At 52.7% G+C, this 14,358-nt stretch carries 16 protein-coding genes; 7 read left to right on the plus strand and 9 right to left on the minus strand.

Annotated elements, in window-relative coordinates; translation table 11 throughout:
* Window positions 1–240: 240 nt before the first annotated feature.
* The 6 genes from AC5TBW_RS12825 to AC5TBW_RS12850 form a co-directional block, all read right to left on the minus strand.
* Window positions 241–711: a DUF4365 domain-containing protein gene (locus tag AC5TBW_RS12825; RefSeq protein ID WP_495508931.1), complete on the minus strand. Its 471-nt coding sequence runs from the start codon at window positions 709–711 to the stop codon at window positions 241–243.
* A gap of 181 nt (window positions 712–892) precedes the next feature.
* On the minus strand, window positions 893–1,921 hold the full coding sequence (locus AC5TBW_RS12830) for a potassium channel family protein (protein WP_495508932.1): 1,029 nt from the start codon (window positions 1,919–1,921) through the stop codon (window positions 893–895).
* Between the two features lie 220 nt (window positions 1,922–2,141).
* A complete protein-coding gene (locus tag AC5TBW_RS12835) occupies window positions 2,142–2,462 on the minus strand; it encodes a DUF427 domain-containing protein (protein ID WP_495508933.1) in 321 nt (106 codons plus the stop codon).
* An 84-nt stretch (window positions 2,463–2,546) separates the two neighbouring features.
* Complete coding sequence (locus tag AC5TBW_RS12840) at window positions 2,547–3,341, minus strand: carbon-nitrogen hydrolase family protein (protein WP_495508934.1); 795 nt, start codon at window positions 3,339–3,341, stop codon at window positions 2,547–2,549.
* A gap of 203 nt (window positions 3,342–3,544) precedes the next feature.
* Window positions 3,545–4,147 carry a glutathione S-transferase N-terminal domain-containing protein gene (locus AC5TBW_RS12845; protein WP_495508935.1) on the minus strand — a complete coding sequence of 201 codons (603 nt, stop codon included), beginning with the start codon at window positions 4,145–4,147 and terminating at the stop codon, window positions 3,545–3,547.
* Entirely contained in the window at window positions 4,147–5,421 is a 1,275-nt protein-coding gene (locus AC5TBW_RS12850; protein WP_495508936.1) for a YbfB/YjiJ family MFS transporter, read from the minus strand. Before AC5TBW_RS12850 ends, AC5TBW_RS12845 begins: the two co-directional genes overlap by 1 nt.
* A gap of 171 nt (window positions 5,422–5,592) precedes the next feature.
* Between AC5TBW_RS12850 and AC5TBW_RS12855 the strand changes: the two genes are divergently transcribed.
* Complete coding sequence (locus AC5TBW_RS12855) at window positions 5,593–6,471, plus strand: LysR family transcriptional regulator (protein ID WP_495508937.1); 879 nt, start codon at window positions 5,593–5,595, stop codon at window positions 6,469–6,471.
* Window positions 6,472–6,515: 44 nt separating this feature from the next.
* On the opposite strand, the gene AC5TBW_RS12860 is transcribed toward AC5TBW_RS12855, so the two are convergent.
* Window positions 6,516–7,211, minus strand: a complete 696-nt coding sequence (locus AC5TBW_RS12860; protein WP_495508938.1) for a haloacid dehalogenase type II — start codon at window positions 7,209–7,211, stop codon at window positions 6,516–6,518.
* A 67-nt stretch (window positions 7,212–7,278) separates the two neighbouring features.
* Window positions 7,279–7,614, minus strand: a complete 336-nt coding sequence (locus AC5TBW_RS12865; protein ID WP_495508939.1) for a zinc ribbon domain-containing protein YjdM — start codon at window positions 7,612–7,614, stop codon at window positions 7,279–7,281.
* Window positions 7,615–7,703: 89 nt separating this feature from the next.
* Here AC5TBW_RS12865 and AC5TBW_RS12870 point away from each other — a divergent pair, with 89 nt between their 5' ends.
* A complete protein-coding gene (locus AC5TBW_RS12870) occupies window positions 7,704–7,805 on the plus strand; it encodes an ester cyclase (protein WP_495508940.1) in 102 nt (33 codons plus the stop codon).
* 87 nt (window positions 7,806–7,892) lie between these two features.
* Here the strand turns inward: AC5TBW_RS12870 and AC5TBW_RS12875 are convergent, their stop codons facing one another.
* Window positions 7,893–9,569, minus strand: coding sequence for a methyl-accepting chemotaxis protein (locus tag AC5TBW_RS12875; RefSeq protein ID WP_495508941.1), 1,677 nt, complete (start codon window positions 9,567–9,569; stop codon window positions 7,893–7,895).
* Between the two features lie 299 nt (window positions 9,570–9,868).
* Between AC5TBW_RS12875 and phnC the strand changes: the two genes are divergently transcribed.
* The 5 genes from phnC to AC5TBW_RS12900 are packed head-to-tail and all read left to right on the plus strand — an operon-like array spanning window position 9,869 to window position 14,293.
* Window positions 9,869–10,714: a phosphonate ABC transporter ATP-binding protein gene (gene phnC, locus AC5TBW_RS12880; RefSeq protein ID WP_495508942.1), complete on the plus strand. Its 846-nt coding sequence runs from the start codon at window positions 9,869–9,871 to the stop codon at window positions 10,712–10,714.
* Window positions 10,711–11,580 (plus strand): phosphate/phosphite/phosphonate ABC transporter substrate-binding protein, encoded by an 870-nt coding sequence (gene phnD, locus AC5TBW_RS12885; protein ID WP_495508943.1) that lies wholly within the window; start codon window positions 10,711–10,713, stop codon window positions 11,578–11,580. Before phnC ends, phnD begins: the two co-directional genes overlap by 4 nt.
* 8 nt (window positions 11,581–11,588) lie before the next feature.
* Window positions 11,589–12,419, plus strand: a complete 831-nt coding sequence (phnE, locus tag AC5TBW_RS12890) for a phosphonate ABC transporter, permease protein PhnE (protein ID WP_495508944.1) — start codon at window positions 11,589–11,591, stop codon at window positions 12,417–12,419.
* A 9-nt stretch (window positions 12,420–12,428) separates the two neighbouring features.
* Window positions 12,429–13,439, plus strand: a complete 1,011-nt coding sequence (locus AC5TBW_RS12895; RefSeq protein WP_495508945.1) for a phosphonate dehydrogenase — start codon at window positions 12,429–12,431, stop codon at window positions 13,437–13,439.
* Window positions 13,433–14,293, plus strand: coding sequence for a LysR family transcriptional regulator (locus AC5TBW_RS12900; RefSeq protein ID WP_495508946.1), 861 nt, complete (start codon window positions 13,433–13,435; stop codon window positions 14,291–14,293). Before AC5TBW_RS12895 ends, AC5TBW_RS12900 begins: the two co-directional genes overlap by 7 nt.
* Window positions 14,294–14,358: the final 65 nt, after the last annotated feature.

Consider the following 14,358-nt stretch of genomic DNA (forward strand, 5'->3'; position numbering starts at 1 on the left):
GCGAACTTCGGCTCAACCTTTCGGGCCCACGGCAGCAATAGACTGCCAGCCAGATGCTATGTCAGGTATGGAGGTCGGCTTTGGGTCGATAGCGCCTATGTTCGTGCATACCGGTTTCGGCTAAATGCGGTCTTTGAGGTAGTGCTGATATAACGCCTTGCTAAGCGGCGAAAAATTATTGGCTAAAATTAGCGAGGAAAAAGCAAAAGCCAACTGTTTTTTGTCCGTTTGAGCAACTTGTTAGGTGAATTGCGCTAAATCAACTCTTTCTCTAGCACCGAGTTTTCTTAAATGAATTGCTTCGACGTAGCGCCTTATTATTTGCCAACTCTCATCATTGAGCACCTGTGAACGCGGAAGTTTAACAGTCATGGTCAAATTTTCTTGATTAGGCTCAGCCACTTGGCTTATAAGCTGCCAGTAAGCAACTCGTTCGGAAGCTACGTACTTAATAAGTATTGCTACAGGTAAAAGATCCCATAAATAGTTATATGTTGATACATCTAGTGTTACCCGCTCATATAACCCGTCAGAAGTTACATTTGATTCTTGTGATGCTTTTAATTGAAAAAGTAATTCCCTTGATGATGCTCGATTACGTTCAATTATACCGACTACAAGGTCTAAACCAATATCTGGATTCGGTTTATTCGCAGTCCATCCTCTTGGCATTACCTCCCTAAAATGCTGTTCAGAATCAGCTTCTAGCATATTATTTTTTTGTTATTATTGGTCGTTGCATACACTACACTTCCTGATTCACCTAACGCCCAATTAAGGTGTAAAGCAGGCATACACAACACTCAAATTGAACGCCGTAATCACTAAACTAGACCCGAACAAAAAATTTAAGAGTGATTCAGTACGCTTAAATTTTTTTGTTAGTTGTTTGCTAGCACTCACCTCGGTTTTTTAGTTCATTTATACACTTCTTGACCATTTTAACTGACACACCTAGTTCATCAGCGATCGTTCGGTTAAGCTTTTTAGGCCATTGACCTCTCGGGATGTTAGGTAGTAACCTTTTCACCTTAGTAATCTTTGTTTCAGTAAATGCAGAGTTGTATTTCTGCTGTAGCTTTATATATTTCTGTTCAAGCTTCGAGGTATCTATATTTCGTACATCGGTTCCTTTATGTTCATTTTGAGCAACCAAAAATGTTTCAATATCTCTCATTCTTTTCGCAACACTTAAACATCCGATTTCAACCTTTTCGGCATTTAGAGCCATTGGCTCCAAACTTTCTAAAACAGGGTGTACTTCCCCCATTTCTGACATTAAAGACTTTATGGTCGTATCTGTGCCGATTTCAAGAAACATTGCTTGGTTTACATGAAAAGCTATATAACTGCTAACTGCTTCCAGAAGGGATCTTAAGCCTCTAAGGTTTTTGTGAGTCAAGTTTATATCATTAGCTTTAAAGCTATCTGATATTTCATTATTATATATCTCAATTTGAGTCACAAAATCTGACATTCTTCTTTCAACATCACTAGTATGCAGAAGCAGCAACAATGAAGACTGTCGCTCAGATGAAATTTTTGCTATCAAAATAGCAATAATAGTCAAACCAGACATTGATAACAAAACAGCTATAGCACGCCCAAACCCAATAGGTGATATATCACCATAACCAAGCGTAGTTAATGTTACTCCCGAGAAATACAATGCGGACAAAACCACTTCAATCAAAGTTCTCTCGGTACATTGATTGCTTGTATCAATAATACAAGTCGGGTCAAAGTTCATACCTTGTTGGAAATATGTCGCAATTACAAAATACAAACTAACACATAACCAAATAATGAAAGTGCCACCTAGCAGTTGAAGGTAGGAGATCGAGTCGACACGTCGACCAAATCTCGTTGTAAGGTAGTCCTTTTTATGGGGATCCATTAGGTTTATTTTATTTGAACTCATTTTTTTCTTCATATTTTATGATGACTATGACACCTAACAGTGTATTAGACAGCGCGTTCTATGATTGAATGAACGTGCTGGAACTTTTTTCCGGCAAATGCAGCCTGACAGATTCTCACAAGCCTATGATCCTTAGGGATATTAATTTTCATTAGGGCGCATCGCCAAAATTCGCGCTCCTGCTGCATTTTCCGGAATGGCCGCTTTGGGTCGAAAAGAGTCATTCGCGCACTTCTTCATAAAAGGCCACCCTACCTGCTAAAGCCTCCATCCCATCAATCGGCTCCTCATAACTCCAAGCAACATCCTGGGTTTCACCCAGCGAAAAATACACCGTATGCCCTTTAAAGGGGCAATAAGTGGACGTTTCTGAAACCGTAAGTAAGTTCATCCGCACATCTTTACGTGGGAAGTAGTGACGTGGCGGGTAGCCGTATTCGCGGAGTTCAAGTGTATTGGTGGAGTCGGCTATCAGAATGCCATCAACCTGAACTTGCATGCGCTGCTTGCTTGGGTGAAGCGTTATGCGGGCATCATGCATTATAAATTCCCTGCGGCGTTGTTCGCTCTAATGCTTCGAGACTAGCAGCAAATATAAGTTAAGCCTACCTCGACAGCTTAGTATTTAGTCGACAAATGATTCTTTGTAATGAGGGTAAGTCATCACTTCCACTCTACCGCTTATGGCACCGTGATTAATTTGGCACAGTACTAAGCTGGGCTGGGTGCCGTTGGCTTTCACGCTTAACTCGCCTGCTGCGTTCCAGCCGCCGCTATTCCCACAGGTTTGCCAGCCGCCCGTGGTGGAAACATGGTTAACGAGCAGTACCGGTAGTTGGTGGTGCTGAGCGATAGCAGCAAGTAGCTCAGCATCTTTGGCGTACCCGCCTGGGGAGATCAGTGCACTGGCTAGATAAACGTCCGCTTGTTGTGCGGCGGCAATGGCCGAGTGGCTGGGGTGGGTAAAGTCGGCGCAAACGGCTAAGGCTATGCGGGTGCCGTTGACGTTGATCAGGCCGCCTTCGTGGCCGGGAGCACAATAAACATCCTCCCCTTCGTGAAGATGCTGTTTTAGGTAGAAAGTGTTTTCGCCGTTGGGGAAGCAGATCACGGCCGCGATGAAGGGCTTGCCGTTGGGGTTGTGCAACGGGCAGCCTGCGATCACTACTGTATTGGTAGCCACAGCGGCGGCGCTGAGTTCGGCAAAGGTTTTATCGTTGCGGTGCATGGCCAGTTGGCTAAGTAGCGCCAGCTCGTAGCCGGTGAGCGAGAGTTCAGGAAAGGCCACCACGTTGGCCCCCAGCGCGGCGGCGCGTTCTATGTAGGCCAGGTGGGTTTGTAGATTTTCGTCTACCGCCGCTTTGCTGACGGGCAGTTGGGCAAGGGCAATGGTGATGGGTGCTGCTGTAGTGGTTGTCATTTTTTATCGCTTAGCTGGCTGGGTGCTGAAAAGGTCGCGGGCTAAAGCCACCTCCCACTGCGCCTGTCATACGGCTTTTTGCCATACAAGAAGGTAAGTATCGCTTCTAGACCAAAAAAAGCGGCTAGGTAAGGTTTGACCAAACGATAACACTCCGCAGTCGCGAGGCGATACTGCCAGCCAGAGCATGTGTGTAGGCTTTGCTAAGCGAATACAGTCTGCTGAAAGCTCGCACGTGAGGTCACACCAGAATGCCAAACTTGAAGCTGCGAATACTCTTCTTTCCAGTTCACCTCTGGCAGCCTGAAAGACAAGTAATCTAGCGCTACTGCGGTGGCGATTTCGCCCAGGTTAATCGGTGAGGTCTGCTGCTCTTCGCCAAGCTCACTGTTCAGCTGTTTTAGTAGCCGCTGAATGGCTCGCGAACGGCGCTGGCCCAGCTCGCTCTCGTCAATCTCGTTGCCATAATGCTTTCTGGCAATCACGGTCGTGAACGCGGCATCCATCAGGTTTTGGCCTAGCCCCGCTAGGTGCAGCACATCCCCCAGGCTGGCGGCTGGCAGCATTGGCTTGTTGGGGCTTACGCTATCCAGGTAAACGGCAATCAGCATGGATTCGCTTAACGTGGTGCCCTCCTCTGTTACCAGCGCGGGAATACGCCCGGCAGGGTTGGCTTTTAATAGATCGGCATCGTCTGCCCAGGGGTCGCACCACTTCAACGTCACGGTGTCCGTTAGGCCTTTTTCCAGTAATACGATGCGCACTAGGCGCGCATAGGGCGAAGTTGCGTTCAGGTAGAGTTCCATTATTGCTTCCCGTGGTGTGTAGAGTGCTTTGAAGAGTGCTGTGTAGAGTGCTTTGTAAGTTGTTGGGCAGAAAGTTGCGCTTGGCGCTGCTGTACGCCACGGCTAAGCAGCACCAGCAAAAAGCCCGCGACGAGGATAAGTCCGCTGATGGCAAACAGTGGCGTGTAGCTGCCCCAGGTGCCATAAAGCGCCGACATGGCATAGCCTGCCACTGCCTGGGCGGCAGCAAAAGCAGCGGTGGCTTGCCCCCAGATCTTCTTGTGGGCGGTTGGCCCTACCAACTCAGCAAGGCGGCCAGAGGTGAGTGCGACAATGCCGGGAATCATCGCCCCAACCATGAACGAGGAAACCGACTGGCTGAGCAGTGCAAGCGAGAACACCGGCAGCAAGACGGCGGCGGCCTTCGCCGCAAAGGCGATCATTAAGCCACCCTGCCAACCCACTCGATGCGCCAGCGCGCCGACCATAAACGGCCCACACAGGGCGCCCAATCCGAAGATCCCCCACTGCAGGGAAGCCGCTTGATTACCCAGGGCGTTTTCCCTGGCGAGATAGTCCACCCAGAACACGGTATGGGGCACAAAGCCAATCGCATCCAGGGCGTAAGCGCCAATCACCAGCAGTACGATTATCTTTACACCCGCACCCCCTGTGGGGCTATTCCCCCTTGGGCTAGCTGTGATCGGTGAGGCTAAGTGAGCTACTCCCTGTTGTTGCAAAAAATAGTCGCACAAAAGGCCAGCGGCAATACACAGCAGCCCAAGCGTGCCCCAGGTGACGGAGAGGCTTAACCCTAGAAGTAACCGTACGATGAAGGCCGACAGCAGTGCGCCAAAGCCAATACCGGTAAACACCATGGCACCGACACGCGTTCGCCTTTCAGGCGGCGTGGCCGCCAGCGCCAGCGAGGGGCCAACGACCATTAAGATGGCCCCGTCAACCCCCGAGACCAACCGCCAGAAGAAGAACCAGAGGAAACCGCCCGCCCCGGCGCAGAGCACAAAGCTGAGCGCGATACCCGCGAAGCTTGCGGCCATCACCATGCGAGGAGAAAAACGCTCACTCAGCGAGTGGGCGGCGAGTGCGCCGATAAAATACCCCAGTAGATTAGCGGCCCCCAGGTAGGCGCCTTGGCTCGCGGTGAACCAACCCTCTTGAATAATTGCGGGTAGTAGCGGCGTATAGGCGAAGCGTGCGATGCCAATCGCCGCCAGGGTCGCCATTATGCCTGTCATCAGAGCGGGCAGATCGTGGGTAGTGAGTGTTCGCTTCATCACGCCAGTTCCTGTTTTTGCCGCCCCTTGGTGGGTTGGCAGCACGTTGGTACACCGCCAGACTACGCACGATAAATTATTTCTAGAAACGATTAGTTTTGATCGCTACTATCTTTTTTATAGATAATCTAAATAGGCTTGTTTATAGATAACCTGACAGGGAGACGGCGCGTGCAACTTAAATCGCTGCGACTGCTCGTGGCCGTGGCCGAAACCGGCAGTTTTGGGGCGGCGGCCAAACGCCTGCACACGGTGCAATCCAATGTGACCACCCACATTAAAAAGCTCGAGGAGGAGTTAGGCGCACAGCTGATTCACCGTGCGGGGCGGGTCCGCCCTACGAGTGCCGGGTTGGCGCTGGTGGAGTACGCCGAGCGCATGCTGACGGCCCACGACGAAGCGGTGTCGCTGTTCAAAGGCCAGGAGAAGGCGTGTGGGCGGCTGCGCATCGGCGCCATGGAGACCACGACGGCGTTGCGCCTCCCGCCGATACTGGCGGCGTTTCACGCAGCGCAGCCTGACGTCGATATCCAGATCAAGACCGGGCCAACGGCTGAGTTGGTCGAGTTGTTGCTTAACGGGCAGGTGGACTGTGTCTTCGTGGCCGGGCGGCTCGAGCATGACCGCTACTACTCGCTCAAAGCGTTTAGCGAGCAGCTTGTTTTAGTGGGCTCAACGCCGATGATGAAGATGCCCTCTTCACAAGCGCTGCTGACCTCTGCCTTCTTGGCGTTTCGCCAGGGGTGCAGTTACCGCCAGCGTATCGAGCTGTTGCTGGCGTCCCAGGGTGTCAATGCAGGTCGGATTTTTGAGTTTGGTTCGCTGGACGCGATGCTTGGCTGCGTTGCTGCCGGAATGGGTTACACGGTGCTCCCCCGTGGGACGGTTGACGCCCACCAGCACCGGTTCGGGATTCACACGCTGGAACTGCCCGCGGCCATCGCCAATGTCGATACCTATTTTGTCGCCCCCGAACCGGAGACCTGGACACCCGCCCTGGCAAGCTTCGCTGACACGTTACGTGACGCGGTGGTGAATGCAGGGACTTAATGGTACTAACCCCCTACCCTGCATTTACGCTACTGATTGTTGGCTCACTCTATTAGCCGCTCGCTCAACGCGACGAGGTCCTCAGCCACAAAATCCCATGCTTCTTCTGCTGCTAAATCTTTGCTCTGCTGGGGGCCATACTCTGTGCGCCTGGGTATAAACGCCGTTTTCATTCCCAGTGCACGGGCAGCACCCAGGTCATAATTATGCGCTGCGCATAGCATCACTTCTTCAGGCGGCAGGCGCAGCAGGCGGCAGGCCCCTAAATAGACCTCTGGGTCAGGTTTATAGTGCTGGAACAGCTCGGCGCAAAACACCATGTCCCAGGGCAGTTTGGCGTGACGAGCCACGTCCACCATTAGTGATAAATTGCCGTTGGTCAGCGTGCCGATAATATAGTGCTCTTTTAAGCGCTGTAGGCCGTTCTGAACATCCGGCCAGGGCTCTAATTGGTGCCAAAAGTGATTGATGCGATCAATGGTCGCCTCGTCTAGCGCAATCCCGTGTTGATCGAGTAGTTTGACGAGGCTTTCTCGGTGCAGGTCATCCAACCCCATCCATGGAATTTCGCCTTGGCGTACCCTATTCATCGAAGGGGCATACTGATGGCGCCATTGATCAGTCAATACGTCACTGGGCAGCTCAATTCCCAGCTCTTTCTCTAGCTCATTGAATTGATTAATCAAACTGGAGCGCCAATCAACAATAGTGCCAAACACGTCAAACACGATCGCTTTCATTAGAGTCTCCTTGTTGGTTGGTTATTGCTGACTGCGTCGTGAGGTAGCTAGAAAATCCTGGGCTTATTTAGGCTTTTTTCACAAAATGGGCGGTCACCATCATGTCGCCGACGCCGTCTACTTTACAGTCTAGTTGGTGATCCCTGCTGTCCATTAATCGCTTGATCACGGCTTTGGTACCCACCTTGAGTACCAGTGAGCTGCCTTTGACCTTGAGGTCTTTGATCATAGTTACCTTGTCGCCTTCCGCTAACAGCGTGCCGTGGGCATCTTTTACCGTCACGGTGTCTTCCGCCTCAGACTCAGCGGGGTTCCATTCGTGGGCGCACTCGGGGCAGATGAACAGGCTTTGATCCTGATAGACGAATTCGGATTGGCAGTGTGGGCAAGGTGGACACGACATGAAGGATGACTTCTGTGGCTTGGGTTAGGCTGCTTATGATACTGAGCCTGTGTACCCTTGGCGAATGCCTCACGCCTGCCCAGGAATAAGTGACGTTTTGCGAGAACGCGTTCTATCGCTTCCAAGATAATAAGATTCAGGAAGTCTGGTCGGTTATCGACAAGACGGCGATCGAAGCTCAACTTGGTTAAGCGGCACCCACGTGCGCATGGTTTTGCCCTCGGATGTAAGCACAAAAAAAGCGCCCCAGGTGGGGCGCTTTTCGTGGCTTCAAATGATTAGAAAGAGGTCCATTTTTCGGTGTCTTGCTTGCCACCAATCACGTGAGTCGGCAAGCTTTTATTGGCCCTGGGCTGGCTGTCACGCGGTTTTGGCGTAGCGGGTAGCGCGCGTTGATTTTGGCCGGTGGTCGCTCCTCTAAAGAACGACACCTCGTTCAACAACGCCTCTGCTTGGCTTTGCAGTGAACGCCCTGCTGCACTGGACTCTTCTACCAGGCTCGCATTCTGCTGGGTGACACTGTCCATTTGCGAGACGGCGGTGTTGACCTGGTCGATGCCTTGGGACTGCTCTCGGCTGGCGGTGGCAATCTCACCCATCAACACAGAGACACGCTGAACGCCGTGGACGATACCTTCGAGCGACTTGCCTGCTTGATTGACCAGGCTTGAGCCGGTATCGACTTGGCCGATGCTCTCCTCGACGAGCTTTTTGATGTCTTTGGCGGCGTTGGCACTGCGCCCTGCCAGGTTGCGCACTTCGTTAGCCACGACCGCAAAGCCGCGACCTTGTTCGCCCGCACGAGCGGCTTCAACCGACGCGTTCAGCGCCAGCAAATTGGTCTGGAAGGCGATTTCATCGATCAAGCCCACGATACCGGCAATCTTGCGGCTTGAGGCATTGATTCCCTCCATCGCTGTGACAGCTTGAGTAGCGATCTCACCGCCTGCGTTGGCTTGCTGGCTGACCTCGTACACGAGCTTGTCTGCTTCGGCAGCGTTGTCTGCATTCTGACGCACGGTCGAGGTGATTTCGTCCATTGACGCCGCGGTCTCTTCGATATTTGAGGCCTGCTCCTGAGTACGGCGACTCAGATCGTCGGTCCCTAGCACGATTTCGTCAGCGGCCACATTCACGGACTCGGCGTTATTGCGAACGGACATGACCACCTGCGAGAACTTGGTTTCCATGCTCTTTAACGCCCTGAGCATCACACCAAATTCATCCTTACAGGTAATGTCGATGTTGTTATCAAGCCTTCCTTGAGCCATGGCGTTGGCGAGCTCTTGCGCCTTGCCCAGCGGGGTCATGATGCCACGAATCAACCATATCGCGAGCAGAATGCCGAAGATGACCGCTGCCGCCATCACGCTAATCACGAAGTTACGCGTCCAAACATAGTCGCTTGAGGACTGTTGGTTATTGGCGGCGGCTTGCATGCTGTTAAGGTTGATCAGCTCCTGGATTGCCGTTAGCACTTTGGGGTATTCAGCACGTAGCGTGGTGGTGGCAATGACTCTCGCACCGTCAAAATCGTTGCCAATCATGGCTGCGTTAATCTCGTCAATACCGGCGCGCAGACTGGCCAGCGATTCGATGAAGTCACCGGCTACTTCGCGTTCATTGTCACTGCTCACACGATCAGGAAAGTAGTCATTCCAAGCGGCGTCGATAATGGCATCGTTCTCAGCGACCTCCTGCTGCGTGGTTATCGCAGAGGCTGGATTCCGGTCGCGCTGTTCGGCCGTCACTTTCACCCGGTTACCGACCAGTGCCTGGTTGATCTGTGTAAGATTACCCAATGTGAGCACGTTCCCCTCATAAGTCCGATTGAGGGCATCGTTGGTTTTACTGAGACTATAGAGACCGATAGTACCGATAACGATTAACATCAGGATGCAGGCGCCTAAACTCACGGCAAGGCGCAGTTTGACGCTTCGATTCAGAAATAGCATGGAGTAGGGATCTCATAAAACCCTTAGCGCGCTGCCTTGGGTAGGGGTGACTATCTCGGTAACCGAAAGCGCTCTCACAGAGCGGATCTTGCTACCAACAATGAGCACTATCGGCAGACGCTCAGAAACATTAAATTTTTTAACTTATAAAGCGCCAATTTCTTATGTCATTAATGCCACCCGCCCTTTTGATGGTCATTAACTTATCATCTGCATGACACAGCTTTGTCACCTAGGAGCGCTAACGTTGCATTGTAAGTCACAATAAAGTGAGCTTATACATTGCAGAAGGTGATCCAATGGAGCTTGTTCAATCCTCTGACTTAATGCTCCGCATCGAGAAAATGGGGGTGACATATCCTGGGAATATTCTCGCACTCCGACCCACCACCGTTGATTTCCACAAAGGCGAGTTTACGGTTCTACTCGGTCTTTCCGGTGCAGGTAAATCTACGTTACTGCGCACCCTTAACCACTTGGTGCGGCCCAGCACTGGCAAAGTGATCTCGGCCGAACTAGGTGCGCTCGAAACCATTAATACGGTACGCCGCCATCGGTGCAAAACCGCCATGGTTTTCCAGCACCACCAGCTGATTGAACGCCACACGGCGCTCCAGAATGTGCTGACGGGTCGGCTTGCTTACCACAGCACCTGGCGCAGTTTGTTTCCACTACCCAGGCAGGAACAGGAGCTTGCCCTGCACTGCCTGGACCGCGTAGGCCTGGCTGAGAAGGCGCTTACCAGAGTCGATCAACTGTCCGGAGGGCAGCAGCAGCGCGTGGGTATTGCTCGCGCCTTGGCGCAGCAGCCCGCCATGATCTTGGCGGACGAGCCAGTGGCCAGCCTTGACCCAGCCACGTCTGAGCGAGTTCTAACGTTACTGCGAGACATATGCCGTGAAGATGGTATTACCGCCATTATTTCACTGCACCAGCTGGAATATGCCCAGCGGTTTGCTGACCGCATTATTGGTTTGGCGAATGCCCAAATCGTTTTTGATGCAGCCCCGGCACAGTTACAGCAATGCCACCTGGATGAGATTTACCACGGTGCGCCAGGGGGTTTGCCCGAAGCCGATGAAACCACCAAGTCCACCTCTCAATCCGCTAATACCCCTTCGATAAAACTGGAGACTGCACAATGAAACCGCTATTCAGCTTTTTCTTCGCTATCTGTCTTATGGCTGGAATGACCGTGTCGGCCTTAGCTGCGGATCCTGATCCAAATCCAGACCTGTTAAAAGTCGCACTGCTCCCGGATGAAAACGCTTCTGAACTGATCAAACGCAACCAGCCATTGAAAGACTATCTTGAAAGCACGCTTGGCAAAGAAATTGAGCTAATCGTCACTACCGATTATTCCTCCATGATCGAAGCCATGCGCTTTGGTCGCATCGACCTCGCCTACTTCGGGCCCCTCTCCTATGTGATGGCAAAAAGCAAAAGCGAGATCGAACCCTTTGCGGCCATGATTGTGGATGGCAAGCCCACCTACCGCTCCATCATCATTGCCAATGTCGATTCCGGCGTTGAGTCCTATGCCGATATCGAGGGCATGAAGATGGCCTATGGCGACCCAGCCTCTACTTCAAGCCACCTGATTCCCAAAACCGTGTTGCTTGAATCGGCTGGTTTGGAAGCAGGCGAGGACTATGAAGCCCATTTCGTTGGCTCCCATGATGCCGTGGCGGTGAACGTGGCCAATGGTAATGCGGATGCAGGCGGGCTATCGGAAGTGATCTTTGAGCACGTAATAGACCGCGGCCTGATAGACCGCAACCAGGTTAGGGTGTTGGGTCACAGCGGGGAGTACCCTCAGTACCCTTGGGCGATGCGATCCAATCTGGACCCAGAACTCAAGCAGCAGATCCAGGATGCCTTCATCAGCATCGATGATGAAGAGATTCTGGACAACCTAAAAGCCGAAGGTTTCGCCGTTATCACGGACGCCGATTACGATGTGATCAGGGAAATGGGTAGTCTGCTCAACCTCGACTTCGGCGAGATGTAAGGGGCATGATGAATCAGACCAAAACGGACCCGCCGGCCGTTTCATCATTTTCTTCTGACGCGGTGCTGGCCGAACACGCGCGCGGCTGGCGGAGCAAGCTCTTCCAAGTGGGCTCGTTACTGGCAGTGGTTCTCCTGGCGAGTTGGTACGTGGACTTGCTGGATTTTCGCACCCTGGCCAACGGGGTGCCTGCCATCGCTACCCTGCTGGGTGAATCACTACCGCCCGATTTCACCAATGCCAGTGATTGGATGTCTCCGCTGGTCGATACGCTCGCCATGAGCATTGCTGGCACGGCAATAGCGGTCATCGCTTCCGTACCCCTGGCGTTCCTGGCTGCTCGCAATACGTCGCCCCATCCCGTGGTCTTCCACGTAACCCGCACGTTGCTAAACGCTCTGCGCTCGGTACCCGAGCTGATTATGGGCATTATCTTCGTTGCTGCCGTGGGGTTTGGCGCCTTGCCGGGCGTGCTCGCGCTCGGCCTTCACTCTATCGGCATGGTGGGTAAATTCTTTGCCGAAGCGATCGAGCATGTCGACCCAGCCCCAGTGGAAGCCGCCAATGCCGCTGGCGCGACTCGATTACAGGTTCACTGGCACGCGGTGCTGCCGCAGGTTCTTCCGCAGTTTGCCGATGTTTCCATCTATCGCTGGGAATACAATTTTCGCGCCTCTACGGTCATGGGGATGGTGGGGGCTGGCGGGATCGGCTTCGAGCTAATGGGCTCTTTACGCGTCATGCAGTATCAGGAAGTCAGCGCCATCCTGATTGTCATACTCGTTATGGTGACGATGGTGGATAGCCTTAGCGGCCACCTTCGTAAGAAATTCAAGTAAGGAATTCAAATGAAACCAAGGGTTTTCATTACCCACCGGGTACACAACAGCGTGCTGAAAAAGCTGGAACAGAGTTGTGACTTAATCACCAACCAGTCAGACACTACCTTGCCCGCCGCCGTGGTCAAGGCCCGCGCGGCAACCGCAGATGGCATGATGGTGTTTATGCCGGACCAGGTCAGCGAAGAATTTCTAGCTGGCTGCCCCAACCTGAAAGTGATTGGCGCCGCCCTGAAGGGTTACGATAATTTCGATGTGGAGGCCTGTACGCGACATGGTGTTTGGCTGACCTTCGTACCGGATTTGCTGACAGTGCCAACGGCTGAACTAACCATAGGGCTAACCATTAGCTTAATCCGACATGTTCGGGCGGCCGACGAGCACGTTCGTTCTGGCCAGTTCAGGGGGTGGCAGCCAACGTTTTATGGACTTGGAATTGCAGGCGCTACCGTGGGTATCGTCGGCATGGGGCCCATCGGCAAGGCAGTGGCAACACGGCTCCAGGGGTGGGGCGCGAGCTTGCTCTATTCTCAGCCAGACGCCTTGCCCGCCGCTGAGGAGGAAACGCTCGGCATGGCGCGCAAGTCGCTTGAAGAACTGCTCGGGCAAGCCGACATTGTCATTTTGGCCCTGCCGCTCAATAAACAAACCCTGCATACCATGAACTCTGCGCGCTTGGCTCTGATGAAACCAGGCGCCTTTTTGATCAACCCATGTCGGGGTTCTGTAGTGCATGAAGCTGCCGTTTTGGAAGCTTTGGAGTCAGGGCAGTTAGGCGGCTACGCAGCAGATGTTTTTGAAATGGAGGATTGGGCTCGAGAGGATCGTCCGCAGGCTATTTGCCCCGAATTGCGGGCCCATCCGAACACACTATTCACTTCGCACATCGGCTCTGCTGTTCAGGATGTGCGGTTGATGATTGAACAGCGGGCTGCCGACAATATTCTTCAAGCATTACAAGGAGAACGCCCGCAAGATGCGGCTAATTCGCTAACCAACTATGAGGAGACTCCATGCTGAACTTGGTCTGGCTGAAAAGTTTTACCACCCTGGTTCAGCACCGACGTTTTCAGGCCGCCGCCCAAGCCCTTGGTATCGCCCAACCCACGCTTTCACTGCATATTCAAAAACTTGAAGAACAGCTAGGCGCCTTGTTGATACGCCGTAGCAAAACGGGTTGCGAGCCCACCAAAGCAGCCCTGGCACTTATGCCTCTAGCGCTTAGTATGTTGCAACTGGATGAGCGTGCTCGAGAAGTTGTTAGCGGTACGCGTTTACGCGTAGGGGCAAGTTCCAACATAGGTATTTACATGCTCCAGCCCTACGTGAGCACGTTCAAGGACATTCCGGCGGTACCTGAGCTGGATCTTGTGATAGATAACAATCCTAACATTGCTAGACAACTGACTAGCGGCGAGCTGGATATAGCGGTTATGGAGTGGTGGCACCCAAAACCTGGCTTCCAGGCAATGGATTGGCGACAGGAACCAGTGGTTTTAATTACCCGCCCAGATCACCCTTATGCGGGATGGCATGAAATAGACCGGGAAACCCTTGCCGGAATGAGCTTGCTTGGTGGTGAACCCGGAACAGGTACTGGCCGGTTGCTGGCGAATTTCTTCGGCGAAAGAGGGCCGTTCCCGAAGGTTTCAATGCAACTTGGCAGTACCGAAGCGGTTAAACAGGCTGTCAAAGCTGGCCTTGGCGTATCACTGGTCCTGGCGGCTTGCGTCGAAGCGGAGGTTCAAGCGGGTACCTTGTGTGCCATCCCGGTCAGTGATGCCGCATTGGCAAAAAAACTGGTGGTCATTTGCCCTGAGACTCTAGCAAGGCAACCGCCAGTCTCCACTTTCGTCAGCCATATATGTCAGTGAAAACCGAGTGACCTCTTTAGTTTAGAGCCAGGGAAGGCGTATGGGTGACTAAGAATAGGTACCTT

The sequence above is a fragment of the Vreelandella sp. ssv genome, assembly GCF_059448525.1.

What these genes read in the sequence shown, in the direction of transcription:
- AC5TBW_RS12825 (WP_495508931.1), bottom strand. Translation starts at nt 711, where the DNA reads ATGCTAGAAGCTGATTCTGAACAGCATTTTAGGGAGGTAATGCCAAGA.
- AC5TBW_RS12830 (WP_495508932.1), bottom strand. Translation starts at nt 1,921, where the DNA reads ATGAGTTCAAATAAAATAAACCTAATGGATCCCCATAAAAAGGACTAC.
- AC5TBW_RS12835 (WP_495508933.1), bottom strand. Translation starts at nt 2,462, where the DNA reads ATGCATGATGCCCGCATAACGCTTCACCCAAGCAAGCAGCGCATGCAA.
- AC5TBW_RS12840 (WP_495508934.1), bottom strand. Translation starts at nt 3,341, where the DNA reads ATGACAACCACTACAGCAGCACCCATCACCATTGCCCTTGCCCAACTG.
- AC5TBW_RS12845 (WP_495508935.1), bottom strand. Translation starts at nt 4,147, where the DNA reads ATGGAACTCTACCTGAACGCAACTTCGCCCTATGCGCGCCTAGTGCGC.
- AC5TBW_RS12850 (WP_495508936.1), bottom strand. Translation starts at nt 5,421, where the DNA reads ATGAAGCGAACACTCACTACCCACGATCTGCCCGCTCTGATGACAGGC.
- AC5TBW_RS12860 (WP_495508938.1), bottom strand. Translation starts at nt 7,211, where the DNA reads ATGAAAGCGATCGTGTTTGACGTGTTTGGCACTATTGTTGATTGGCGC.
- AC5TBW_RS12865 (WP_495508939.1), bottom strand. Translation starts at nt 7,614, where the DNA reads ATGTCGTGTCCACCTTGCCCACACTGCCAATCCGAATTCGTCTATCAG.
- AC5TBW_RS12875 (WP_495508941.1), bottom strand. Translation starts at nt 9,569, where the DNA reads ATGCTATTTCTGAATCGAAGCGTCAAACTGCGCCTTGCCGTGAGTTTA.
- phnC (WP_495508942.1), top strand. Translation starts at nt 9,869, where the DNA reads ATGGAGCTTGTTCAATCCTCTGACTTAATGCTCCGCATCGAGAAAATG.
- phnD (WP_495508943.1), top strand. Translation starts at nt 10,711, where the DNA reads ATGAAACCGCTATTCAGCTTTTTCTTCGCTATCTGTCTTATGGCTGGA.
- phnE (WP_495508944.1), top strand. Translation starts at nt 11,589, where the DNA reads ATGAATCAGACCAAAACGGACCCGCCGGCCGTTTCATCATTTTCTTCT.
- AC5TBW_RS12895 (WP_495508945.1), top strand. Translation starts at nt 12,429, where the DNA reads ATGAAACCAAGGGTTTTCATTACCCACCGGGTACACAACAGCGTGCTG.
- AC5TBW_RS12900 (WP_495508946.1), top strand. Translation starts at nt 13,433, where the DNA reads ATGCTGAACTTGGTCTGGCTGAAAAGTTTTACCACCCTGGTTCAGCAC.